This is a genomic window from Peribacillus folii, assembly GCF_030271255.1.
GTDB lineage: Bacteria > Bacillota > Bacilli > Bacillales > DSM-1321 > Peribacillus.
This window is the reverse complement of the sequence record NZ_JASJOM010000006.1, coordinates 231,276-256,461: the sequence shown is the minus strand read 5'-3', so window position 1 is coordinate 256,461 and position 25,186 is coordinate 231,276. Positions and strand designations below refer to the sequence as shown.

Sequence of the window (25,186 nt, the reverse complement as noted above, 5' to 3'; positions counted from 1 at the left end):
TCCGGTAATAAAAAAACCGCCCAACGAGTTGAGCGGATCAAACGACAGCATAAAAGGGCCATGAATAAAATAGCCGTTACACTATCGTTTCATCATCTCAATCCCCGAAGAATAAGAAACGTGAAAAAATCAAGGCAGGTCTCCTGACTCATGATCATCCTACTTTGAGTCCTTCCCGTATAAGAAGCTATACAGTGGTTCCTCATTTCGTCACATTCACAGTTGCGGGGACAGTTCCGGGTTTGCACCGGATTCCCTTTTCAGCCATCACTGGCACCTTGGATTGTAAAAAATTCTATATATAGTTATCAGTATTGTTTTAATAATCAATATCTAGTATTTCTGCTTATATAATCGTAAGCCATATGCGTTGATAATTCAACTAATATATTTGAGAAAAACCAGCCCTTATCTATTGACAAAGTGAAGGCGAGGTGAAGAATAATGAAAGATTTTCTTGGGGAAGTGGCAATTCAAGCACTGAATTTATCCGATTTTGTGTTAAAATAAAGTGTAGAAAAAAGGTGGCTTCCCCTTGAACCGATCAGGGGATTCCCGGAAAAATATTTATTAAAAAGGGGATTAAATCTTGGAAAAAGTATTAGTTTTTGGACATAAAAACCCGGATACGGACACGATTTGTTCAGCGATCGCATATGCGGACCTGAAAAAGCAACTGGGTATGAACGCTGAACCAGTTCGACTGGGAGAAGTGAATGGCGAAACCCAATATGCGCTGGACCAATTCAAATTCGATGCTCCGCGTCTTGTCGAAAAAGTGGCAGGGGAGGCGGACGCCGTGATTCTCGTCGATCACAACGAACGCCAGCAAAGTGCTGAGGATATCGACCAAGTCCGCGTGCTCGAGGTTATCGATCATCACCGCATCGCTAACTTTGAAACAAGCGATCCATTATATTACCGCGCAGAACCGGTTGGCTGTACGGCAACTATATTAAATAAAATCTACAAGGAAAATGGGATAGAAATCCCGAAAGCAATCGCAGGACTGATGTTGTCTGCCATCATTTCCGATTCTTTATTGTTCAAGTCCCCGACCTGCACTGACCAAGACGTTGCAGCGGCTATGGAGCTGGCTGCCATTGCCGGGGTCAACGCTGAAGCATACGGGTTGGAAATGCTGAAGGCAGGAGCTGACTTGAGCGACAAGACGATTGCCCAGCTAATCACCCTTGATGCAAAAGAATTCAGCATGGGGATGGCAAAAGTGGAGATAGCACAGGTCAATGCGGTAGATCCGAATGAAGTCCTTGCCAAGCAAGCTGAATTGGAAGCGGCGATTGAAGCGGTGATTGGAGTGAAGGAATTGGACTTGTTCTTATTCGTCGTCACGGATATCCTGACAAATGATTCTGTAGCCCTGGCTCTTGGAAAAGCGGCGAATGCAGTCGAAACAGCCTATAACGTTACCTTAAACAATAACATCGCCGTCTTGGAAGGCGTTGTCTCGCGCAAAAAACAAATCGTGCCGGTACTAACGGGTGTATTCAGTAAATAAGCAAGTGAAAAAGCCTCAAACATTATCTTGAATAATGTTTGAGGCTTTTTGCTTAATTCAGGGCATCCTTTTCTTTTTCATAGGCGATGACAATCAGCTCTTTATTCGATTCCTCGCCAAATTTGCTTTCAAAGCTTTTCAATTCATTCAATAAATCTGGTGAAAGATCGGCAGCCGTATAGTCCTGCTTGGATGTCATGTTCTTCTCTCCCTTCCAAATCGACATATTCCTGTTATATATTTTGTCGGTTTTGATTGTTTCTATTCAGCAGGAAGGCCCTTTGTCAGGATATTTTACGAATTGAAGTGGCAAGCTTATCAAGCAATAAGGAGCTTTCCAGATCGAGCCCGTGAATATGGACGGAGGTGCCTCGTTGCTGATATTTAAGGACAACCGTTTCGACAGCAGCGACCGCAGAAGCATCCCAGATTTTCGAATGGGAAAAATCAATGATGATCGCCTCTGCTTCATCATCGGCATCGAATTTAGAAACAAAGTCCTGCACCGAAGCGAAAAAGATTTGTCCCTGAACCTCGTAAATCATTTTTTTATTCAGTAAGTCTTTCGTTTTTTCAACCGTCACCTTGGATATTTTGGCCGAAAAGAAAATCATGCTCAAGAGCACCCCGGCAAAAACCCCTTTCGACAAATCATGCGTATAAAGGACGATGAGGACCGTTATAATCATAACGGCTGAATCCGTCTTAGGCGTGTTCTTGATCCTCTTTAACGAAGACCAGTCAAATGTACCGATGGAAACCATGATCATGACAGCAACGAGGGCAGCCATGGGGATTTTTATAAGGACGCCATTCAATGCGACAATCAATACCATAAGGAAAGCCCCAGCCACAAATGTGGAAAGTCTGCCTCTCCCTCCAGACCTGATGTTGATTCCGGATTGGCCGATCATCGCACATCCCGCCATCCCGCCAAAACAACCGGCAATGATATTGCCTATGCCCTGACCCTTAGCTTCCCTATTTTTATCACTGGGCGTGTCAGTCAGTTCATCGACTATTTGGGCAGTCAATAATGATTCAAGAAGCCCTACAAACGCAAGTGCAACGGAATAAGGGAAAATGATGGTTAATGTCTCGAATGTCAAAGGGATGTCCGGAAGCATGAATATCGGGAGTGCTTCGGTCAATTGCCCCATATCCCCAACCGTACGTACCGTCGCCCCAGTGGAAATGGCGGCGATCGTCATCAATACGATGGCAACGAGGGGAGAAGGAATGGCCTTCGTAATCAGCGGAAAAAGATAAATGATTGCTAAAGATACGGCGGTCATGACATACATGATCCAAGATTCACCTGCGAAATGGGTGAGCTGCGCAGTGAAAATCAAGATGGCTAAAGCGTTCACAAAGCCAGTCATGACTGGCTTGGGGATGAATTTCATTAATTGCCCTATTTTACATACGCCTAGTGCAATTTGCAGCAACCCCGTCAATATAGTTGCAGCAAGTAAATAGTTTATGCCATGATCTTTTACCAGATCTGCCATGACGAGTGCCATGGCTCCAGTGGCAGCTGAAATCATTCCCGGCCTTCCCCCTGCAAAAGAGAGGACGACAGCAATGCAGAATGAGGCGTATAGACCTACCATTGGGTCAACACCAGCAATGATTGAAAAAGCAATGGCCTCCGGGATCAATGCCAAGGCAACGACAATACCTGAAAGAACATCTCCGCGGACGTTGCCGAACCATTCTTGTTTATATGCAGAAATATTCAATGAAAAGCTCCTTTTACTATACAAATGTTTGTTATCTTTTTTTTACGCTCTAAATTATAGCATGAGTCCTTCTTTCAATCTAATGGGTAATTATTCGTAAATCCTGGATCATCGAGAAAGGATGAAACCATTATTGATGTGAAGGGAAGTCACGGTGGAAATAAATGATGATCACTTACGCTTTCAGTCTTGCGGTCATTAGTGAAACGGGTGAATGGATAAAATCAAGTGGGAGTAAAAAATTGAACATAATGCTTGCCTTATTTTTGACAAGTAGGCTAGGTTTAGCCTAAACATTCCCTCCCTATTGAAAGGAAGGGAACGGTCTGGGGAACAAGGGGGTTATTCCTCATGCTTGATGCTGGACATACATACTGGGCATGTCACTTCCTTATAATGCTTGAACGTAATCTTTCGAAGGTCGCTTCTGGTCAGAATGGCGAATACATGATACCTTTTGCCGCAGGCACATGTATTTTGGTCCTTGACGATGTGCCGCTCATCCGTATTAGCTGAATAAATGGTTGGGAAAAACATATATAACCCTCTTTTTTTGAATTTTAGGCAAATTAAAAAAGGGGCAAGAAATAACTCAAACGATCTAATCAAGATAAATCTTGGCGGCCCGGCTGCCATGACAACTAAGTCCGTTGATTTAGGCCCGTGGCTTTGCGTCTTTTATTTTCATAAAATTTGCCTATAACCATTTTAACATAAAATGACATGCGGTTATAAAATGATGAACAAATACGTTGGTCAGTGTCATTTGAACCTCTCTTTGCAAGGAGTGCAGGTTATCTCCTCCATCGGTTTGAAAACAACACGCTTCAAATCCCTTTTCTCGAATATCCGCCGATAATTATGAATAATGCCACATTCGCAATAACGCTGATTTTTGATGATATGCACTTTTGAATAAAATGTGAAAGTCGGGTACATGATTAGCTCCTTGGTTATGGGTATAAACTACTAGGTATATTATACTACCTTCATGTGGTTCTTGAGAACCATTTTGCGATCTGGATTTAATATTAATGGTTTCAATTCAACTGTGAGTGAAAACGAAAACTGGAATAAAGAACCCGCAGTTTAGGAAAAAAGATAATTTGCCCGTTGCTTTCCCCAGCAATTTGCGCCATTGAACTAATAAAACGGGCCGCTCATTCAATTCGCTAGTAAACCAGTAAAGCTCGCGAGAAAAGTTCTCAAATTGGCGAGTAAAGCACAACACATCAGCAGGGTGACTGCTGCATCTTTGCTTAGGAAGTTTTCGGTAAGGTTCATTGAGGGTGTGGAACCAAAAGAAGGTGCTCCCTGCAAAATACAGGGAACACCTTCTTTTGGTTGCGTAATTTTCCTGGAAATATAAATGAAGGGAAGCTGGCTTTTATATTCAATGGGAACGGGCCAGCTCTGGATTACGGTGCATCGCAAAATAAAGGACCAGTCCGGCGATGAGGAGCAAGGTGCTGGTTGTGATGAAAACGGCGGAAAATCCATAGAAACCTGCGACCATTCCGCCCATTGCAGGTCCGATGATATTGCCTAAGAAACGAAGGCTTGTATTGTAGCCAAGTACTTCCCCCTGCATAGCGACTGGCGCCTCCTGGCGGATATAGGCGATCCTTACCGGGATGATGCCGCCTATGGCAATGCCCAGCAAGAAACGGACAAAAACGAGCTGCCAAAACTGATTGACGAAAGCTCCGGGCAAGTAAACGAGTGCAGTCAGAAAAAGAAGCAGTACCAGGATCTTTACATGTCCGTGCCTATCGCCTATTTTGCCCCAATGACGTGCCATCAGTAAGTTTCCAAGCCCTGCTGCGGAAAAGGCAATTCCTGAATAGAAGCCAAGATTGGAAGACCCATGCAGCTCTCCTACATATAAAGATAGTATTGGCTGGATGCTGAAGTGGGCAACTTGAACAAGCGTAGAAATGAGCATGATATTGATCAAGATGGGGTTTTGCAGGATATGGGAAAGAACCTCCCTGCTGGTATAGCTCGATTTTGTTCCCTTCTGCCGTTCCATTTGGTATTCCTTTGTTGCAATGACAAGCAGACCAGATATGAAAATGGTGATCGAGGTGAATTTAAAGGCGGTAGAGTAGCCGACGGTGTCGGCAAGGATGCCGCCAAGCAATGGTCCGAAGAGCGAACCGGTTATATTTCCCGTTTGCAGCGTCCCAAGTACGCGGCCAGCAATTTCTTTCGGTGTCTGGGTCGATATGAACGCTTGTGACATCGAAATGAAACCGGTGAATATCCCTGTGAACATCCTTAAGATGAATAGCTGCCAAACATTTTCAACGAATCCCATTAAGAAAATGGACAGGCCCATTCCGAAGGCGCAGGCAATCAGGATTTTCTTCCTGCCATAACGATCGCCGATCCGGCCCCAAACAGGAGAAAATAAAAATGCCGTCACAAAGGTGATACCAAATGTCCACCCGGACCAATGCTGGATATATTGTGTCGAATAATTGCCGAATGTACCAATGTATAAAGAGATGAATGGAAGAACCATCGTCATGCTTCCGCCGATGAAGAAGTTGGCGAACCACATGATCGATAAATTTCTTTTCGCTATTTGATGTTGTTTCATTTTACAATCAACACTTCTTTCCTTCCGAAAGTACTTCGGGTTCCTAAATAATAGTATACAGAATTTAACTAATTAATTAAATGTTTTTGCTTTTTGTACATAAAACAGGTTTTTTAATGAAAGTACAGATGGTATAATTTGAAAATATTTATTTTTCAGAAAATTATAAAAGCGTGTATGGGATCTTTCAATTGGAAGGGGTTTTTGACTTGTTGACTATTCTGGGATTTTGCATGATTTTGACGTTCCTCGTCCTGGTCATCACAAAACGTTTATCCGTAGTCGTCGCTTTTATCTTCACGGCAATCGCTTTTGGGGTGATAGGCGGGTTTGCCTCGGAGATGGGAGATATGATGGTGGCAGGGATTTTAAAGGTGACACCAACAGCGGTGATGATCGTCTTTGCCATATTATATTTTGGTTTGATGATTGATGTTGGATTATTTGAGCCCATGATTGGTAAAATTTTAGGTTTTGTAAAGGGAGATCCGCTAAAGGTTGTCATGGCAACGGCCATCATCACGATATTGGTAGGCTTGGATGGAGACGGTTCTTCCACGTTCATGATCAGCGTTTCGGCGATGCTGCCGCTTTATATGAAGCTAGGGATGAATAGACTCGTATTGGCCTGTGTCGTCGGCTTGGCGGCGGGTGTCATGAATATGATACCTTGGGGAGGTCCCTTGGTCAGAGCGGCAGCCAGCCTCCAGGTTGAAGTCTCGGATTTATTCATACCGCTTATTCCTGTCATGATATTCGGATTATTATGGACGCTTTTCTCGGCATATATCCTGGGTAAAAAGGAAAGGGCGAGGTTGGGAATCAGTGCGCTGAAGGCGGACATGCCGCCGGGAATGAGTGAACAGGCTGCAGCGGGTGAAATCACTTCCGGAAGACAAGCCAAGTTATTTTGGTTTAACTGGCTTTTGACGATTACGCTGATGGTCTTGCTGGTGATGGAGGTGCTGCCGATCCAAATCTTATTTGCCTCAGCTTTTGCTGTCGCGTTGTTCGTTAACTTCCCGGATCCGAAAGAACAGCAGGAAAGGATCTTAAGTCACGCCAATAGTTTCGTGATGATTTGTACACTCATTTTTGCTGCAGGGATTTTCACGGGAGTATTCACGGAAACTAAGATGATGGATTCGATGGCCGCTGCCATCGTAACGTTCATACCGGATTGGATAGGGGGGCATTTGCCGCTTGTTGTCGCACTTACAAGTCTGCCGATGGGGTTCATTTTTTCCCCTGATGCCTATTATTTTGGCATATTGCCCATCATCAGTGAAACTGCCTCGAACTTCGGCATTGCCCCTGTAGAAATAGGCCGGGCGGCTTTGCTGGGCCATTCGACCACCGGTTTCCCTTTATCACCGCTGGTTCCTGCCACCTTCATATTGATCGGCCTTGTTGGCGTGGATTTTTCCGATCACCAAAAATTCCTGTTCAAGTGGGCGTTTGGGACCACGATTGTCATGACAATCGCAGCCATTACCTTTGGTGTCATCCCCTTATGATTAATGAGCACATCAAACTAGGCTGATAAAGGATTTGCTGAGAATTTAGTAAGACATTTCCTTTGATATTTGTAATCTATTTTACCATTTCATCCTCTTTCTGTTTAATCTTCCATAATAGTGGAAAGTAATAGGGGTAGATACATAACGGAAAGAGGAGGATTGACGATGAACTTTAAACGAAAGCTTGTGCTGCCTATTTGTACAGCCTTTTTACTTTATGGCTGTAATGCGGCGGATGACTCCGATCAGGGTGACAAAAATGTCGAGGATATCCATACGGCAGGACAAGGAACCCAAACGGACGTGGATCCGCAGGTGAAGGCGGAGGTTAAGGATGTAGAGGGAAAAACACTCGGGACCGTAAACTTTACCGCAGAAGAGAATGCAGTATTGATCCAGTCAGCTTTGGAAGGGCTTGAACCGGGCTATCATGGCTTTCATATTCATGAAAACGCGATTTGTGAACCAGAAGCCAAGGAGGGGCCATTCACTACAGCCGGAGGCCACTTCAATCCAACTGATGAAACGCACTCCCATCATGCAGGAGATATGCCGCCATTATATGTGAAAGAGGATGGAACAGCTAAATATACGGCAACGTTGGATAGTATGACGATCGATCAACTGAAGAAGGAAGAGCTGGCTGTCATCGTTCATGCGAACCCAGACAATTTTGCCAATATTCCAGACCGCTATGAAGCCAAAGGACAAAAGGGACCTGATGAAGATACGTTGAAAACGGGAGATGCTGGTGATAGACAAGCTTGCGGGATAGTTGTAAGTGCTGAAGAAAAATAACCCGTATTGAAATACGGTGCAGAAAAGAAGGCTGCGGTATACTCCCATTCCGCAGCCTTTTTGTTATTCATTTTGTTTTCTTTTATGTGGAAAGAAGGTTTTTCCTATTTCAATATAGAAGTAAGAGAGACAGTGTAGATGTGATCTAAATAGAAAGACTTTAAAGCAAAGAAGATCAAGACATGTAGGTTTGATATTTGGAAATAGTTTTCGGAGTTAGGTTTTCGCATAAAAAGAACCCGAATCGGGATCGCTGTCCACTGATTCGGGTTTGTATGCTCATTTTGAAGCGAGGCTGTTTTCGATCCTTTGTAATCTCTCAGCGACTTCTTCCTCTGAAAGGTCATGCTCGACTATATAGCGGTTACGCGGGTGTACCCTGCATTCGTGAGAACAGCTGCGCATATGCTTGTGCTCGTTTTCTTCACTGCAAAGGATTTTCTTATTGCATTCAGGGTTGGCGCAATTGACATATCGCTCACACGGTTCGCCGGAATAAATATCACGCCCGACTATGACATGTTCTTTTTGATTGATGGGAACGGCGATTCTTTCATCGAAAACGTACATTTGACCATCCCAGAGGTCACCTTGCACTTCAGGATCCTTGCCGTATGTCGCAATGCCGCCATGCAGTTGGCCGACATCTTCAAAGCCTTCTTCGACAAGCCAGCCGGAGAATTTTTCACAGCGGATGCCGCCTGTACAATACGTCAGGATTTTTTTGCCTTCGAACATTTGCTTATTCTCCCGGACCCAATCCGGAAGTTCACGGAAGTTCGTGATATCTGGCTTGATTGCTCCCCTGAAATGCCCTAAATCATATTCATAGTCATTCCTGGCATCAAGGATAATCGTATCTTCAGCTTGCATTTGCTCGAAAAATTCCTTCGGGCTCAAGTAACGGCCCGTCGTCTGATTGGGGTTGATGTCATCTTCCAAGCGAAGGGTGACAAGCTCGTTACGGGGACGAACATGCATTTTTTTGAATGCATGGCCATCGGCTTCATCTATTTTAAAGACGATATCGGCAAAGCGGGCATCGCTTTTCATCATGTCCATATATTGATTGGTTTGTTCGACCGTACCAGACACGGTACCGTTGATCCCTTCCGCTGCCACTAGGATCCTGCCTTTCAATTCAAGAACTTTACAGGCCGCAAGATGCTCAGCTGCGAATTCTTCGTGATTCTCGATAGGTACATACAAATAATAAAGCAATACTCTATATGGTTTTGTTTCCATTTTTTTTTACCACCTGTGTTTTATATTTGCAAGATATAAAGGGTGATCATTTAGACACTTTTCTCTTACAGACAATCATTATACCAAGAAAACGTAAAAATGATAAGGGAATGAATAAAAATCAAAAGGAGTTGTCTGGAATGTTCAAAGATTTATTGAGGTATCCCATCATTCAAGCACCGATGGCAGGAGGCGCATCGACTCCAAAGCTAGCGGCGGCTGTATCCAATGCCGGAGGGCTGGGGTTTCTTGCAGCTGGATATAAGACTGCAGCAGAGATGAAAGAAGAGATAAATCAGACTCGTCGCCTGACGGAGTATCCCTTTGGCGTGAATGTTTTTGTACCGGGTAACGAAGTGATTGATGAATCAGCAGTAGCCGCCTATCGTGCAAAAATTGAAAATGCCGCCAAGAGTGTGGGCGCCACCATTGGCAACGGAGTAGTTGATGATGATGATTGGGTAAATAAATTGACTGTATTGAAAGAGGTCAAGGTTGACCTTGTCAGTTTTACTTTTGGGTGTCCCGAATCCTCTGTATTAAGGGAACTACAAAGCACAGGTGCCCTCATTGCCGTGACCGTAACCAACCTCGAGGAAGCAAAAAAAGCAGCAGGTGCAGGTGCCGACGTTTTATGTGTGCAAGGGATTGAGGCAGGGGGGCATCGAGCCAGCTTTGAAAACAGGTCAGAGGATGATCATGGTTTGTTAGAATTAATAAGGATGATTAAAAATGAACTGGAATTGCCGATCATTGCCGCGGGAGGACTGATGCATGGGAAGGATATTGCTGCGGTGCTCGCTGCGGGAGCCATGGCTGCCCAATTGGGAACGGCATTCCTCCGCTGTCCAGAGAGCGGGGCAAGCCCGGTCCATAAAGCAGCCCTCAATGATTCGCGTTTTGTACAAACTACCGTTACCCGGGCTTTCAGCGGCAGGAGGGCACGCGGGCTCGTGAACGAATTTATCACTGAGAATGGTCACGCTGCGCCAGCCGCTTATCCACATGTTCATCACATGACCAAGCAGATGCGAAAAGCGGCTGGTGAAAAGGGAAACCCTGAATTGATGGCTTTGTGGGCAGGACAGGGTCATAAGCTTAGCAGGGAGAAACCAGCATCTGAATTGGTGGAGCTTTTAATGGAAGAATTAAAAGGAGAAAGGTTCGCCGGAATGGAGATAAGGGAGTTATCCATGAATGAATCAGCCCCTATGCACCTGCTGCTTTTGGCAGATCCATCAAGGGATATGGTTGAGGATTACTTGGCCAAAGGCATATGCTTCATTGCGGAACGCGCTAAGCAATTCCTTGGCGTATATGTTTTGCTGCAAAAAGGAACCGACACGATGGAGATCAAAAATATCGCAGTGGATGAAAACCATCATGGAAAAGGAATCGGGAGACATTTGATGGAACATGCGATTGGCCAAGCAAGGGAGCAAGGGTATAAAAAGCTGGAAATCGGCACAGGAAATTCGAGTATTGGACAGCTTGCTTTATACCAAAAATGCGGATTCCGAATAGTTGGCGTCGATCGGGATTTTTTTACAAAGCATTATTCTGAGGTATTTTATGAAAATGGGATTCAGTGCCGGGATATGATTCGCTTATCGCGAAGCATTTGAATGGTGAGGAGGAAAAAATAAGGAAGGATACCGCCATTAATGTAAACCATGCTGCTAACATGCATTCCACCCTTGCAGGGGATACAAACAGACGGTTACCGGAATAATTCTGGGAACTGTCTGTCTTTTTATGGGAAATGGACATAGAGAATGCCATCGGAATAAAAATTTATCATGCAAGTTGAATTGAGCTTGCAAATCGTTGGTGATTATGTTCAAAAGCTGCAGTGAAACATGAACAAACAAACGGCTCCCTTGACGAGGGAGAGGGTCTGCTTCCGTTAATCATTCAAAGAATGGCCTTGGAAAAGGGCAAGCTCACGACATTAATTTCTTATATTATTGAGGATTTTAAGAACGGTTTGAAAAAATATCTCCTGTTCTTCCTCTGTGATTCCCTCCAAAGCTTTTCCTTCAATCTTTTCTGCAATTTTAAGGCATTTGGTATGTACTTCCTTGCCCCGGGAAGTCAGTTCAATCCTTTTTTCCTGTTCATCTTTTCCTGGTACTTGCTTAATCATGTTATTTTGTTCCATGCTGTTGACTGAACGGGTGATGATGACACTATCTACATCCAAGTAATTGCAAATATCGGGTATGGTGGAATATCCACAATTCTTCAAGTAATTCAAAATTGTCCACTGATTATGATAAATTTCAAGGGCAGTGATTTGCTCGTTCATTTTGCTGACTAATGATCGGGAAACTTGTAAATATTGATGAAATAATTGAGTAGGGTTCATATGATTCTCCTTTATAATGGTCGACCAATCCATTATATTCTTTAATTCTTAAAAGTCTATTGTAAAGAATCATTCATTTCAGTCAATGTTTATTTTTGGAATAATGGCACAAATGGGAGGGGAGAAAGGCGGGATAATTGAATTTGTTGGATGGGCAATCTTTAAAATCATGACAACATGCGAAGGGGAAATGGAAAAAAGCTGCTACTATTTATTTTTTGGCAGTGTGGACTGTTTTTCTATTAGAGATAAAATTCGGCGAGAAGAGACAGCTGTCAGGAAGAATGGACATAAACCAAAACCAGCCGGCGATCGGCTGGTTTTGGTTTAAAATTTTTCGCTTGTGGAGCGATGCTTCGTTTCCTTCTTGTTTCGTTCTTCCTGTCGTTCATATTTAATTTCATCGATGGGTAAATCCTCGATGGGCATGACGACTTGGTCACGTTCCAGCTGCTTTTCTTGATTTTCCTTAAACGCTTTGGATTTATCATTACGCTCTACAAGATACTTTTCCTTATCTTTGTTATCCATAATCGATCCCTCCATCTCTTTGTAACTCTTTTTCCCTAAATTCAAGAAAATAAAACGTCTGGGCGAAATATATGTGATCCCGTTTCATAAATATAGAGAGAACTAGAAAGAGCAGGGAGGGTTTGCTCAGTGAATGCTGCTGTTTTTTTTCGATGGTTCTGGAGAGGTATTTTCCTCTTGGGCTTAATTATCATTATTCCTTATTCATGGGCTTTGATCTTGGCGTTGCTCACTGCAATCCTTTTGGATCGGTCGGTCAGGATGATTATTGAAACGGCAAAGCTGCATCGCTTATGGGCCGTCTTGATTACATTCGTTTTATATGTAGGTGGATTGCTTGGCATCACCTATTTTTCCTTCTCGGTTTTTATTAAAAAATTCATGGTTTATTCAGAAGAATTCCCTGAATTGATACGTCAAATGTATTTGACGGCGATATTGCCTGTCATAAGGCAATGGGAACAATATTCCCAAACACTGCCGCCCAATCTCATTCAATCCGTAGAACAAACGATGGAAAAGGGTGTCAAGGCACTAGAGGGGTTCACAGAAGGCTTCGTTCAGGATATGGTCCAGTTCGTTACACTCATACCGGGGTTATTCATTGATTTTCTCATTTATTTAATCGCTTTATTCATGATCAGCCTTGAATTGCCTAAGTTAAGGAAAAAGGCCGTCCAATACTTAAAGACTTCCACTTTTCAAAAGATATCACTAGTTTATCAAGATTTAAGCATGGCAGCAGTTGGCTTCATCAAGGCACAGGTCTTATTGAGCTTCATCACGTTCATCTTGGCATATGGCGGTCTATGGTTGTTGAATGTGAAATACGCAATCCCGCTGGCCCTGTTAATCGTTGTCGTGGACATTCTCCCGATATTGGGTACGGGATCTGTCCTCGTTCCTTGGGCAGCCATCGTTTGGGCACAAGGAAATCATCATTTAGCGATTGGTCTTGTAATCTTGTTTCTGGTCATAACCATCATCAGGAGGACGATCGAGCCAAAAATCTATTCGGCAAATATGGGGTTGTCCCCCTTGGCCTCATTGATCAGTCTTTATTTAGGATTTAAAATGCTTGGCTTCATTGGACTTTTCCTTGGTCCGTCGCTGCTGATCGTTTATGATACGTTAAAGAAGGCAGGTGTCATCAAATCCAACTTTAAACTATGAGGTGCATTAGAGGTTTTTGGCATGGCTTCTCATATTGGACATATCTTTTACCGCTTTTCCTTGGCCATGGCAATAATGGCAGTCCCGGGAAAAGAATTGCAGATAGCGGGTTTTACCTTTCCCTTTGCAATGCTGGCATATGGTTATGAGTTTCATAAGTCTTCACTCCTTCAAAAATATCGCTTTTTTAATAGTATGAAACAATAAAGGTTGAACTATACTCGTCATTAACAATCATTCAAGATGATGCTGTGCTTTGTATATAATATGCCGGTAATCAATTCAAGTACCAAATGAAAGTAAAAAACCCCCCCGCACCTCAACAGATGAGGAACGGGGGGATTATCATGAAACGATTTCGGTTTGCGAGATCATGGGAAATTCTTTAACTTCGCCAGCCATCTTTGCTGGCTTAAATATTTCAATATAACGAATATGGTGGTCTTCCATTTCTTTTATTCTAAAGTTATATGCTCCATAACTTAGGACATCGCCTTGTTTTGCCTCGTAATTCTCGGTAAGGATCCATCCGCCCATCGTATCGATGTCTTCATCATTAATATCTAAACCAAGTAAATCATTCACTTCACTGACCAATACCTTGGCGTCGATAATATAATGATCTTCTTTTAATTTGCGCACATCAGGCACTTCATCAAGGTCAAATTCATCACGAATATCGCCAACGATTTCTTCGAGGATATCCTCAACGGTTACCAAACCAGATGTACCGCCATATTCATCCATGAGGATAGCCATGTGAATACGTTCCTTTTGCATTCTTAAAAGTAAATCGTGGATCGGAATGCTGTCAATGACGCGGATGATCGGACGTACATATCTGTTGATGGTTGCGGCTGCATGATTGCTCTTGTCAATCATTTCAGTGAATAATTCCTTAATATTGACCATTCCGATGACGTGATCTTTATCGCCATCGATGACAGGATAACGGGTGAAGTTGTCTTCCGCCATGACGGTGAAAAATTGCTCGATCGTATCATCCTTGGATATCGTCGCGATTTCAGTACGCGGAACCATGATTTCTTTAGCAATTCGATCATCGAATTCGAATATTTTATTCACGTACTTAAACTCAGATTGGTTAATTTCACCACTTTTATAGCTTTCCGAAACAATGATTCGAAGCTCTTCTTCTGTATGAGCCAAATCATGTTCGGAAACTGCTTTTAATCCTAGCATTTTTGTCAGCGCCCTTGCAGAGCCATTCAGTATCCAAATGAAAGGATACATGATTTTGTTAAAGCCTATTAATGGTTTTGAAACCAATAACGTGACCTGCTCCGCTTTTTGAATCGCCAATGTTTTCGGTGCCAATTCCCCAACGACTACATGAATGAATGTTATCGAAAAAAAGGCTATCGCAACCGAGAGTATATGTGAAGCAGAATGAAGGTTCAATTGATTTAAAAGCGGTCGCAAAATCTTTTCAACCGTAGGTTCTCCAAGCACCCCAAGCCCTAAGGCAGTAACCGTAATGCCGAGCTGGCAAGTAGAAAGATACTCATCCAGGTTGGAGATGACCTTTTTCGCTGAAAGGGCATTTGGATTCCCTTCTTCAATTAACTGATCGATCCTCGTGCTTCTCACTTTAACGATCGCAAACTCCGTAGCAACAAAAAATGCTGTTAAAGCAATTAAAATGGCAATAATTACCAAGTTTAATATGTCCAAATAGTCTCCCTTACATCGTCTCCGAGACGAATAAGGAGTCCACCTCCTACATTTTTAAAATATACAAGTATATTTTTTTTGTCTTGCCAAGTATTGGGGAACAAGCCGAACATAGCTCTCAAATGAATGCAATGCCTCGAGTCCCGCCTTTTTAGTGTTGAATAGAATTATAGTATATGCCGATTAGCGATGCGCAGACGGGAAATAGAAGAATTCCTGCATAATGGCTTGCATCCATTTATAAAAGGTATGCATATGTCCGTTACGCAATGCAGCGTCCGTCCGTCAAAACGAACATTCTTTAATGCCCCATCAAATCACCTCAATTAATTAATTTAAATACTTTCATTATAGAAAGAGATCACCTTTCAGTCAAATTGCTTATGGCTCCTTAAAACAGGTAAATAGCTTGTAAAGAGACAATTTAAGCTAATAATTAGCCGTTTTTGACTGTTTTCTCTACTTTATTGTATTATATGATGGAATATTCTGATAATTAATAGGCTGTTTCATAAATAATTGCCGTTTTCATTATTTTTTTGACAGTCCCATCATATTCTTAGGAAGCAGGACAGGTTATAAGATGTATAAAAGGAGGACATTGATGAAAATGATGGAAAGGATTGCAGCGGTTCTTGCCGGCAGCATGCTTGTAGGCGTGGGTATCAACTTCTTTCTGATACCCTATCATTTATTGGATGGAGGCATGATCGGGATTGGACTGATTTTTCATTACTATATCGGGATGCCAACAGGGTTGGGGGTGATTCTGTGCAGTATTCCATTATATATATACGCTTGGTACTTTGAGAAAAAACTATTCCTGAACAGCTTGCATGGCTTATTATTTTCTTCTTTATGCATTGATATCTTTTCCGACGCCATCACTGGATGGAATTTACCCATTTATGTTAGTGCAGTCATCGGGGGAGCGTTGATCGGACTAGGAATTGGCTTGATGCTTAGGTATGGCACCTCTACAGGCGGTACGGATATGCTTGCACAGATCCTTTCAAGGAAGAGCGGACTTAATGTTGGCGTGCTGATTTTTTTCATTGATGGGTGCGTTTTGCTTTTCGGGTTGAAGGTTGTGGGGATTTCCGTCTTTTTATATTCCTTTTTAACGATAATTGCAGTAGCCATGCTGACTTCAGTTACCGTGATGCGAACGGTTTGATATTAATTAACGTATAAAAATCTGAAAAAAGGAAAGGATGGGCAATATGAATAGGACGGATCTTCAGTCCAATAACTGGTAAGGGGAAGTACAAATGAAAAAAATCTATATGTGTTCCGCTTTGTTCATCATGCTCGCTGGCTGCCAACAGGCAGAAATGCAAGAGGATAAAGAGGTGAACAGTGCCGTACCGGAAGCGATGGAAGCATCCATCGCCATCAAAGGAAGTTTGAATCAAGGAAAGGAAGTCATTCTTGAAACGACAGTGAAACAAGGAAGCCAACTAATGAATGAAGCTGATGAGGTATTGTTTGAAGTGAGAAAGTCGGGACGAGATAAAAGGGAAATGCTTGATGCTAAAAATACAGGAAGCGGCAAGTATCAAGTGATGCATACGTTTTCCGAGCAGGGGAAGTATATAGTGATTGCCCATGTAACGGCCAAAGGCCTTCATGTGATGCCTGAAAAAGAAGTCGTCATCCCAGAACATGAGAATGAGAGTGCATCGGTGCATCCAAGCACGGATGTATCGATCGAGTTCCAAAGCAACCCTGTAAAAGCAGGGAGCCGTTCGATTTTTGCAGCGAGAGTGGAATTGGATGGGAAGCCGTTAACGAATGCAGACGTGAATTTCGAGGTATGGAAGGATGGCAGTGACGAAAGTCATTTTACCAAGGCTGAGGACGAAGGAAATGGTACATACCAAAATAAGGTATCATTCGTTGAAGCAGGCACTTATAAAGTGCAGGTCCATGTGGAGAAGGACGAGGTACATGAACACCAATTGCAAACGATTCAAGTGAATTGACAAATGGATCGGTATGAACGCCTTTTTTGCACAAATCGATTTTTAGGTTTTATCGAGCATTAAAATGGGAAGGTAAAGAATAACAATACACAGCAGAAAGGGTGAGGTGAGCATGAAGAACCGAATCATCAATAAGTATAAGGATCTCGGGATTCATATTGAAAAAACGAAATCACGCCAGGAGATTTTCGCCAATGTTTCGCAAACAGATTCATCCTTACTCACCACAGCGGCTTTTTCACAATTTGCCCAAAAAACGGGCCCTAAAGGAATACTGATGCAATAAGAGACCGGAGCACATATTTGCTGGTCTTTTTTTTGTCCCATTAAACAAAGAAGGTACGACGGGAAGCGGCAGAATATGAAAAATCGAATAGAACGTTATGAGCTGAATAGGATATAAGGACAAACATTTTGAAATTGGCGCTAAGGGGAGTCCGATTGCATGGTATCACAGCTTATAATGTCGATATTGGATTGGTTTGCCGAAATGGGATATATGGGGATATTGCTGGGGTTGATGGTTGAAGTCATCCCAAGTGAGCTTGTTCTCGGATACGGCGGTTATTTGGTCGGGCTGGGAAAGATGAGTTTTTGGGGCGCTGTTCTTGCAGGGGTAGCAGGAGGGACGATGGCACAATTATTTCTCTATTGGGCAGGTTACTATGGGGGAAGGCCATTTCTGTTAAAATACGGAAAGTATATCCTAATCAGGGAACATCACATTTCTATGGCCGAAGGTTGGTTTGAACGTTATGGAGTAGGAGTCATTTTCACGGCTCGATTCATTCCTGTTGTCCGCCATGCCATTTCCATCCCGGCAGGAATAGCCAGGATGTCCATATGGAAATTCATCTTCTATACAATTGCGGCAGTCATACCCTGGACCATCTTGTTTTTATCTTTGGGCAGGGTCCTTGGGGAGAATTGGCAGCAAATCAGGAATATTACTGCTCCTTATTTAATTCCTGCAGCCGGCTTTGCCTTTGTGTGCATCATGCTTTATATCATCTGGAAAAGGAAGAGCCCTCCGCCGATCGTATCGGTCAAAAAAGTAGGTCGGTTTCCGGATAAGTGAATGCAAAAAAACAGCCTCGTATTTTTCACGAGGCTGTTTTTATCATCTAAGCTTGGGGTAGGTCTTCCTCGAGAGGAAGCTTAATTACCTTTTTTGTCACTTCGATGGATCGGATGGCGTGATCTTCCATTTCAATCACCTTAAAGCAAAATCCGTCCTTCTCCATGATGTCCCCTACATTCACATCATAATTTTCCGTAAGCACCCATCCGCCGATGGTATCGACATCGTCTTCTTCCAAGTGGATGCCGAGCAGATCATTCACTTCCTTGACAAGGAGCTTCGAATCTAAAATGTAGTGTCCATCCTTGATCTTCCTGATGGAGGCGACTTCGTCAATATCGAATTCATCACGGATTTCCCCGACGATTTCCTCAAGTATGTCCTCTACAGTGACAAGGCCGGAGGTGCCGCCGTATTCATCCATTAGAATGGACATATGGATACGTTCTTTTTGCATTTTCAACAGCAGATCATGTATGGGTATGTTTTCCATGACCCGGATGATCGGACGTGAATAATTTTCAATTGCCTTGACTTGGATTTCCGGATTCCGAATAAGATCCGAGAAGACCTCCTTCAAATTCACCAAGCCGATGACATGGTCTTTATCACCCTCGACGACAGGATAGCGTGTGTATTTCTCCAACTTTGCCACATCGACGAATTCCTGTACCGTTTCATCTTTGGAAATGGTCATGATTTCTGTCCTTGGTACCATGATTTCTTTGGCAACACGGTCATCGAAATCAAAGATGTTGCTCACATATTTAAATTCCGATTGATTAATTTCTCCGCTTTTATAACTATCGGAAAGGATGAAGCGCAATTCTTCTTCAGTATGGGCAATTTCACTTTCTGACGCAGGCTTGAAGCCGAATAATCCGACAACGAAGCGAGAGGAATGATTCAAGAGCCAAATGAAGGGAAAGGCAATCTTATGGAAAAAAATCAGCGGACTGGCAATGGCCAGGGCTACCTGCTCCGCCTTTTGGATGGCGACGGTCTTTGGAGCCAATTCACCAACAACGACATTCAGGAATGTTATCAGGGAAAATGAAATGACAAATGTCAGAATGCTTGTGACTTCTTGTGGAATATGCAAGGCATTGAACAATGGTCCCACCAACGCAAGGATGGTCGGTTGTCCCAGCCACCCCAATCCAAGGGCAGTCACTGTAATGCCAAGCTGTGTTGCGGAAAGGTATTCATCAAGATCGGATGTAACTTTCTTTGCTGCCATGGCTTTTTTGTTTCCCTCTTCAATCAATTGATCGATCCTGGAGCTGCGAACCCTTATGATTGAAAATTCGGAAGCTACAAAAAAGGCAGTTAAAGCGATTAAAATAATGACTAGTAATAAACTTAATATGTCCAATTAGTGTGGGACTCAATTCAACCGCCGTTAGTGCAAGGGTGAATGAATTATCCCAGTCACCTCCCAAAACCAATAATGAATGAAATGATTATCTTTTATAAATGCTAGATGAAAAATGAATATCGGTTTATTCTTTATGAAGATTTATAGGGTCATTCACCTCGATCATTAGTGGAACCTTCCTAATAGTATAAGTAAATTGTCGCCAATCAGTCAAAAATTTCACACTGAAAATCCAAGTAAATCAGGATATTTATTCATTATTTAGTTTGCAGCTGTATGGAAAAGGTCGTCAGGAAGTCGGTTGAGTGACATGTTAAGGTTCCTTTATGTTTTAAAACGATTTCTTTACATACGAATAGTCCCAAACCCGTTCCCCTTTTTTTGGTGGTAATGAACGGTTCAAAAATATTCGGCAGGACTTCATCCGGTATTTTCGGACCATTGTTGGAAATATTCAAGGTAAGGATGCCGGGGGGTGACTCTGATCCAGAAATATATATGGAAGGGGAAGGCATCGCCGTAACGACATCAAGGGCGTTTAAAATGATATTCAATAATACTTGGCGGAATTCCTCTTCGGAACCAGAAATGACGGCATCATCGGCAACATTGCATGTAATGGAAGCATTAACTTCCAGAATGCTCGGGTATAAAAATTCGATCACTTCGTTAACCAGGCGGGAAATCGAAAACAGTTCCGATGGCGATCCTGATGTTTCCTTTTTTGACATATTAAGAAATTGGGTGATCCTGTAGTTGAGCTGATCCAACTCCTTTGAAATGATATCAAGATATTTGGTTTCTGGTTGCTCCGCCTGGAGCAATTGAATGAACCCCATGATGGAAGTAAGCGGGTTTCGAAATTCATGTACAAAGCTTGAGGTCATTTGGCCTAATAATGTCAAACGGTCTTTATGGTTCGGGCTAATGAATTGATAGCGTTCGTCAAGTTCCTTCGTTTTTAATTCGGTATAATGGGATGATGCGAACTTAATGAGTTGATCGAAGTAAACGTTGATTTGCTTGATTAATTCAAAAGCTTCTTCTATAGGTACCTTGGAATTCAAAACGTGTTCTATGACGATTGATCTTCCGATGGTTACGGAGGAAAAGAAAATTTCCATATTCAACTGCTTTTTAACTCGGTCAGATGCAATTTTTTCACCGATTACCTTCAGTATATCTTTCATGTCAGTATCCGATTTCCCAAGTTGATCCACCAATAAATTGAAAATATTTTCTACTTCCCCCTTGAAGTAACCTATATATCCATCCGGTAAATGCAGCAGCTCATCTTTCCATTTTGAAATGATGGTGCTCTTTTGAGAAGATAAAAAGTGAATGGTCATTTCTCGATTAGATACCATTTTGCCCTCCATACTGTAGGAAAATGAATTTACTTTCGGCCCTGGATTTTATTTTTTTCAAAATAATAACATTTTGTGTTAATAATAACAGATTAATGGTGTTTAGACATGTGTCAATTGGTTAGATATTCGGCAATCAATAAAAGAATACCTTTTTTTGAGCTGTTTTTATTACAGATATTACAACAATGAAAACAAAAAAAGGGAAGCCATTACTAACGCTTCCCTTTTGTGTGAATCAGAAATGGTTCAATGTGAACGATTGCATGTTGAATGTTATTTTCTTTTAAAAGGTTCTCTTCGATTTTAACCGTAATATCGTGACCTTGGATGACGGTCAATTGAGGATCAACCAGAACGGTGGTTTCGAGCAGGATTTCACTTGCGTGCATTCGAGCCTTTATTTCACTCATGCCTTTGACACCTTCTGTCAAAACAATGGTTTGACCGATCTTTTGCAGCAGTTGATCATCAAAGCCATCAGTTAAAGAAATCGATGCATCACGGAAGATGTCCCATGCCGTTTTACAGATGATGATACCCACGACTGCAGCAGCTATGGCATCCAGCCAATGGATTCCAAGCTTGGTACCTAGTATTCCTACAAAAGCACCGACACTGACAAGGGCATCGGAACGGTTATCCTGTGCAACAGCATATATGGATGAGCTATTGATCTTCTTACTTAGTTTTAAATTGTAACGAGAGATCCCATACATGAAGATAGCAGAGAAAAGGGCGACATAAGCGGTCAGCATATTTGGGGAGGACGTTGAATCTGGCTGGAAGAAGGACTCGACAGCACTGAATACAACCTGCAGTCCCACGGTTATCATGATGAAGGCAGCGACCAATGACGCAATGGTTTCGGCACGTAAATGGCCGTATGAATGATTATCATCTGGCGGTCTTTTTGATATTTTCAAGCCAATCAATACGGCTATCGAGGCGATAATGTCGGTCGTATTATTCAAACCATCTGCCCAGAGTCCTTTGGAATCACCGAAATAGCCAAACGACAATTTAAGAGCGGACAAGAATATGTAAGCGGCAATGCTTATATAGGCACCTTTTTCAGCCGATATCGAATGTTTATCCATGTCTTTCCCCCCTTCCCGATGATATATAGGCTAATTCATGATGCATACTTAAAGAGCTGTACATAAATGGGCAATTTGGGCTGGATGATGGCCTATCCTTCGTGGAAGGCTTTATTTTTTTAGCAAACCAATAGTATATTCTAACCGAGGACCGCAAAATAAATACTTCCAAAAGAGGACTTATTAGGATTAATGAAGATGGCGTTATTCGGTCGCTGAAAAAGCCGGATCCTTTGCGGAATCCGGCTTTTTCGAAGGATGGGTTAATCGATTGATCTTAAAGCTGCCCTCATTTGGCTATGAATACCGAACAAGGGGCGTGTTTTGCGATGGAACTGCTTGTGCTGCCAAGAAAGAATTTTTCCAGCCCGCTTTTATCGCTGTTGCCGACAACGATTAGGTCAGCCCCGGTCCTTGCCGCATAGTCACATATGCTATCGGGGGCGTGCCCTTCCAATATTTCGAATTTTCCCTTCACTTGAAATTCGCTTAAAAGCCTCAAAGTATTGCTTTCAGCGTTCTGGACACTATTCTCCACTGCGGAATGGGGGGCATTTCCTTTAGGGTGTCCCGGTTGTTCAACTTCCACGACGGGATGCGTTTGGACGGGATCTACATAAAAGCCTGCAGCAGGTACGAAACCTGGCGCCGATGCATTTCCCATGATGCGCTGTTCCACCTTATCATTCAAGACATGAACTACGGTGAGCTCCGTTTCCGGAAATGCTTTTTTCAAAGTTGCCCCATACTCGACGGCCCGTTTACTCTCCTCATTTCCATCAAAAGCAACGACAATATGCTTGAAGTTCTTCATGGATTCATCTCTCCCCTTTTTGAATGTCTTTAAGGTTTTATACCCAATTTCACAAGCATTAAGCCTTTTCAACGGTATATTGAACGGCAATTGTGGGTAAAGGAAAGATACGAGGATTACAAAAAGCGAATGAGCTTCTGCCATTTAATCAATAAGTGAGTTTTCTTTCATAAAAAGGGTAAAATATTTTTAATGAATATGACGCAGACGGGAAAATGGGGGTCCAAATGAGAGGGTTAGTGAAAATAGGTTTAATAATAATAATATTGGCAGCGGTGGTTGCAGGTGCCGGTTTTCTTATTTATTTCAGACAGGGTGCAGACATAAGCCATCTTGAAAATCATCTTCAGAAGCCAACGGGAATTTATGATCTTGATGGAAACCTGGCCAGCACGATAACCGCCAATAAATCTGAGGGTGTAGCGATAGATGAAATACCGGAGCATATGAAACAAGCGGTGGTTTCCATTGAGGATCACCGTTTTTATGAACATCACGGCATAGACTACCAAGGGATTTTGCGGGCGTTGGTGAAAAACGCGAAGGCAGGCAGCATCGTTGAGGGAGGAAGTACGCTCACGCAGCAACTTGTGAAGATCACGATGCTCGAGTCGAATCGAACCTTGAAGAGGAAGGTAGAGGAATTCTTTCTTGCTCAGGAAGTCGAGGATGAATATACAAAAGATGAGATTCTGGAAATGTATTTGAACCAAGTATATTTTGGCCATGGAGCATGGGGCATAAAAAAAGCCGCCAATGTTTATTTTTCCAAAGAGGTTTCCGAATTGAGCGTTACAGAGAGTGCGTTACTGGCAGGCATCATTAATCTGCCTTCCAAACTTGATCCATATAAAAATTTGGAAGGGGCGATGAAACGGCGGGACTTGGTTCTTTCCAGAATGGCAGAACATGGTTATTTGACGAAGGATGAGGAGGCCGCCGCCAAACGAGATACCGTGACACTCGTAATGGGGGAGAAGGAAACGGATCCATTAAAGGGGAAGTACCCTTATTTCGTCGATCAGGTGTTAACGGAGGCATCCAGTAAATACGACATTAAGCTGGAGGATTTACTTACCAAAGGCTATAAAATATATACGACGCTGGATCAATCGATGCAGCAAGCGACAGAATCCGTATATGAGAATGATGCCAATTTCCCTGTTGGAACGAGTGCGGATGAGCTGGTCCAGAGCGGTTCAGTGCTTTTGGATCCGAAAACAGGAGGGATAAACGCACTTGTCGGCGGGAGAGGAAAGCATCAATTCATGGGCTACAACCGGGCGACCCAGCTGACGAGGTCCCCTGGTTCGGCAATAAAGCCCCTTGTTGTATACACGCCCGCTGTGGAAGAAGGTTATGATATCACCTCTCCTTTAAAGGATGAAAAAACGAGCTTCGGTGAATATGAGCCAACAAACTTAAGCGGAGTATATAAAGGGGAGGTGCCGATGTATGAAGCGGTGATGGACTCCTTGAATGTGCCAACCGTTTGGCTAATGAATGAGATCGGCATTGATAAGGGGCTTGATTCACTCAAACGGTTTGGAATTCCATATGATAAGGATGACCGGAATTTATCGCTCGCTTTAGGCGGGATGAGGAAGGGCGTGTCCCCGCTGCAGATGGCTGATGCCTTTTCGGCCTTTGCCAACAACGGTGAAAGGATCGAGCCGCATGCAATAACAAAAATAGAAAATTTCGAAGGAAAAGAGGTCGCCTCCCTGAAGGAGAACGGAATGAAAGTAACGAAAGTGACCTCTAAAGACGTTGTCGATAAAATGAATTCGATGCTGCTCGGAACAGTGGAGTATGGCACAGCGAAAAACGCAGCGGTTTCAGGTTATGAAATTGCAGGTAAAACCGGGTCAACCCAAGTCCCGATTGAAGGAGTATCAGGGGTTAAAGATCAGTGGTTCATAGGGTATACACCTTCGTTGGTCGGTGCCGTATGGGCTGGATACGATAAGACTGATGCAAAGCATTATTTAACGACACATAGCAGCGAGGGAAGTGCGCTCATTTTTCAAAAGATTATGGCGAAAGCGCTTCAGAACCAAGCTTCCCAATCTTTCAAAACCGATGACATTGGACCTCTCATAGCTGAACAGCAGGCGATCATAGTAGAGCAAAAGGAAAAGGAAGAAGAGGAGAAACGAAAGCAATATTGGATTGATAAAGGCAAAGAGATAAGGGAAGGCTGGAACAAATGGAGAAACTGGGAATTGCCCTGGTAATATCAATCATACATCATGGGGGGATTGT

The 25,186-nt window shown here is 42.9% G+C and carries 23 protein-coding genes, 1 pseudogene and 2 riboswitches; of the genes and pseudogenes, 11 read left to right on the top strand and 13 right to left on the bottom strand.

Translation table 11 applies throughout. The annotated features are described in order from the left end of the window. Positions 1-116 precede the first annotated feature (116 nt). A riboswitch (cobalamin riboswitch) is annotated at positions 117-296 on the bottom strand. 293 nt (positions 297-589) lie between these two features. Then, entirely contained in the window at positions 590-1,519 is a 930-nt protein-coding gene (locus QNI08_RS12370) for a manganese-dependent inorganic pyrophosphatase (RefSeq protein ID WP_285767726.1), read from the top strand. Positions 1,520-1,571: 52 nt separating this feature from the next. Here the strand turns inward: QNI08_RS12370 and QNI08_RS12365 are convergent, their stop codons facing one another. From QNI08_RS12365 to QNI08_RS12350, 4 genes are all read right to left on the bottom strand, one after another. Then, positions 1,572-1,718 carry a hypothetical protein gene (locus QNI08_RS12365; protein WP_285767725.1) on the bottom strand — a complete coding sequence of 49 codons (147 nt, stop codon included), beginning with the start codon at positions 1,716-1,718 and terminating at the stop codon, positions 1,572-1,574. Positions 1,719-1,803: 85 nt separating this feature from the next. Then, entirely contained in the window at positions 1,804-3,261 is a 1,458-nt protein-coding gene (locus QNI08_RS12360; protein WP_285767724.1) for a SulP family inorganic anion transporter, read from the bottom strand. Positions 3,262-3,603: 342 nt separating this feature from the next. Beyond that, positions 3,604-3,798 (bottom strand): hypothetical protein, encoded by a 195-nt coding sequence (locus tag QNI08_RS12355; protein WP_285767723.1) that lies wholly within the window; start codon positions 3,796-3,798, stop codon positions 3,604-3,606. 79 nt (positions 3,799-3,877) lie between these two features. Beyond that, a riboswitch (cyclic di-GMP riboswitch) is annotated at positions 3,878-3,969 on the bottom strand. A gap of 685 nt (positions 3,970-4,654) precedes the next feature. Then, complete coding sequence (locus QNI08_RS12350; RefSeq protein WP_352231219.1) at positions 4,655-5,866, bottom strand: MFS transporter; 1,212 nt, start codon at positions 5,864-5,866, stop codon at positions 4,655-4,657. A gap of 209 nt (positions 5,867-6,075) precedes the next feature. Between QNI08_RS12350 and QNI08_RS12345 the strand changes: the two genes are divergently transcribed. Together QNI08_RS12345 and QNI08_RS12340 are read left to right on the top strand one after the other, a co-directional pair. Continuing rightward, entirely contained in the window at positions 6,076-7,383 is a 1,308-nt protein-coding gene (locus QNI08_RS12345) for a CitMHS family transporter (RefSeq protein ID WP_285767722.1), read from the top strand. A 168-nt stretch (positions 7,384-7,551) separates the two neighbouring features. Next, the gene (locus tag QNI08_RS12340; protein ID WP_285767721.1) at positions 7,552-8,184 is read left to right on the top strand and encodes a superoxide dismutase family protein; all 633 of its coding nucleotides are present in this window, start codon (positions 7,552-7,554) and stop codon (positions 8,182-8,184) included. A gap of 279 nt (positions 8,185-8,463) precedes the next feature. Here the strand turns inward: QNI08_RS12340 and trhO are convergent, their stop codons facing one another. After that, complete coding sequence (gene trhO, locus QNI08_RS12335; protein ID WP_285767720.1) at positions 8,464-9,429, bottom strand: oxygen-dependent tRNA uridine(34) hydroxylase TrhO; 966 nt, start codon at positions 9,427-9,429, stop codon at positions 8,464-8,466. Positions 9,430-9,569: 140 nt separating this feature from the next. Here trhO and QNI08_RS12330 point away from each other — a divergent pair. Together QNI08_RS12330 and QNI08_RS12325 are read left to right on the top strand one after the other, a co-directional pair. Beyond that, positions 9,570-10,583 (top strand): annotated as a pseudogene (locus tag QNI08_RS12330) (nitronate monooxygenase); the annotation flags it as partial. Further along, complete coding sequence (locus tag QNI08_RS12325) at positions 10,569-11,054, top strand: GNAT family N-acetyltransferase (protein ID WP_352231220.1); 486 nt, start codon at positions 10,569-10,571, stop codon at positions 11,052-11,054. The pseudogene QNI08_RS12330 and the gene QNI08_RS12325, both read left to right, overlap by 15 nt. Before the next feature lie 326 nt (positions 11,055-11,380). Here the strand turns inward: QNI08_RS12325 and QNI08_RS12320 are convergent, their stop codons facing one another. Both QNI08_RS12320 and QNI08_RS12315 read right to left on the bottom strand, forming a co-directional pair. Continuing rightward, on the bottom strand, positions 11,381-11,797 hold the full coding sequence (locus tag QNI08_RS12320) for a MarR family winged helix-turn-helix transcriptional regulator (protein ID WP_285767719.1): 417 nt from the start codon (positions 11,795-11,797) through the stop codon (positions 11,381-11,383). Between the two features lie 327 nt (positions 11,798-12,124). Next, positions 12,125-12,328: a hypothetical protein gene (locus QNI08_RS12315; protein WP_285767718.1), complete on the bottom strand. Its 204-nt coding sequence runs from the start codon at positions 12,326-12,328 to the stop codon at positions 12,125-12,127. A 177-nt stretch (positions 12,329-12,505) separates the two neighbouring features. Here QNI08_RS12315 and ytvI point away from each other — a divergent pair, with 177 nt between their 5' ends. Then, positions 12,506-13,501: a sporulation integral membrane protein YtvI gene (ytvI, locus tag QNI08_RS12310; protein WP_285767717.1), complete on the top strand. Its 996-nt coding sequence runs from the start codon at positions 12,506-12,508 to the stop codon at positions 13,499-13,501. Positions 13,502-13,507: 6 nt separating this feature from the next. Here the strand turns inward: ytvI and QNI08_RS12305 are convergent, their stop codons facing one another. Both QNI08_RS12305 and QNI08_RS12300 read right to left on the bottom strand, forming a co-directional pair. Next, positions 13,508-13,657, bottom strand: a complete 150-nt coding sequence (locus QNI08_RS12305; protein ID WP_285767716.1) for a hypothetical protein — start codon at positions 13,655-13,657, stop codon at positions 13,508-13,510. 189 nt (positions 13,658-13,846) lie between these two features. After that, positions 13,847-15,196, bottom strand: a complete 1,350-nt coding sequence (locus QNI08_RS12300; protein WP_285767715.1) for a hemolysin family protein — start codon at positions 15,194-15,196, stop codon at positions 13,847-13,849. A 604-nt stretch (positions 15,197-15,800) separates the two neighbouring features. Here QNI08_RS12300 and QNI08_RS12295 point away from each other — a divergent pair. From QNI08_RS12295 to uptA, 4 genes are all read left to right on the top strand, one after another. Then, positions 15,801-16,373 carry a YitT family protein gene (locus tag QNI08_RS12295; protein ID WP_352231218.1) on the top strand — a complete coding sequence of 191 codons (573 nt, stop codon included), beginning with the start codon at positions 15,801-15,803 and terminating at the stop codon, positions 16,371-16,373. Positions 16,374-16,467: 94 nt separating this feature from the next. After that, positions 16,468-17,181, top strand: a complete 714-nt coding sequence (locus QNI08_RS12290) for a FixH family protein (RefSeq protein WP_285767714.1) — start codon at positions 16,468-16,470, stop codon at positions 17,179-17,181. 112 nt (positions 17,182-17,293) lie between these two features. Then, complete coding sequence (locus QNI08_RS12285) at positions 17,294-17,467, top strand: hypothetical protein (protein ID WP_285767713.1); 174 nt, start codon at positions 17,294-17,296, stop codon at positions 17,465-17,467. A gap of 159 nt (positions 17,468-17,626) precedes the next feature. Continuing rightward, positions 17,627-18,259 (top strand): undecaprenyl phosphate transporter UptA, encoded by a 633-nt coding sequence (uptA, locus tag QNI08_RS12280; RefSeq protein ID WP_285767712.1) that lies wholly within the window; start codon positions 17,627-17,629, stop codon positions 18,257-18,259. A 46-nt stretch (positions 18,260-18,305) separates the two neighbouring features. Here the strand turns inward: uptA and QNI08_RS12275 are convergent, their stop codons facing one another. The 4 genes from QNI08_RS12275 to QNI08_RS12260 all read right to left on the bottom strand — a co-directional run bounded on the left by QNI08_RS12275 (position 18,306) and on the right by QNI08_RS12260 (position 22,921). Next, on the bottom strand, positions 18,306-19,637 hold the full coding sequence (locus QNI08_RS12275) for a hemolysin family protein (RefSeq protein ID WP_285767711.1): 1,332 nt from the start codon (positions 19,635-19,637) through the stop codon (positions 18,306-18,308). Positions 19,638-19,897: 260 nt separating this feature from the next. Then, positions 19,898-21,007 carry a histidine kinase N-terminal domain-containing protein gene (locus QNI08_RS12270; protein ID WP_285767710.1) on the bottom strand — a complete coding sequence of 370 codons (1,110 nt, stop codon included), beginning with the start codon at positions 21,005-21,007 and terminating at the stop codon, positions 19,898-19,900. A 215-nt stretch (positions 21,008-21,222) separates the two neighbouring features. After that, a complete protein-coding gene (locus QNI08_RS12265) occupies positions 21,223-22,107 on the bottom strand; it encodes a cation diffusion facilitator family transporter (RefSeq protein ID WP_285767709.1) in 885 nt (294 codons plus the stop codon). 289 nt (positions 22,108-22,396) lie between these two features. Beyond that, positions 22,397-22,921 (bottom strand): universal stress protein, encoded by a 525-nt coding sequence (locus QNI08_RS12260; RefSeq protein WP_285767708.1) that lies wholly within the window; start codon positions 22,919-22,921, stop codon positions 22,397-22,399. 227 nt (positions 22,922-23,148) lie between these two features. Here QNI08_RS12260 and QNI08_RS12255 point away from each other — a divergent pair, with 227 nt between their 5' ends. Then, the gene (locus QNI08_RS12255) at positions 23,149-25,158 is read left to right on the top strand and encodes a transglycosylase domain-containing protein (RefSeq protein ID WP_285767707.1); all 2,010 of its coding nucleotides are present in this window, start codon (positions 23,149-23,151) and stop codon (positions 25,156-25,158) included. The last annotated feature ends 28 nt before the right edge of the window (positions 25,159-25,186 follow it).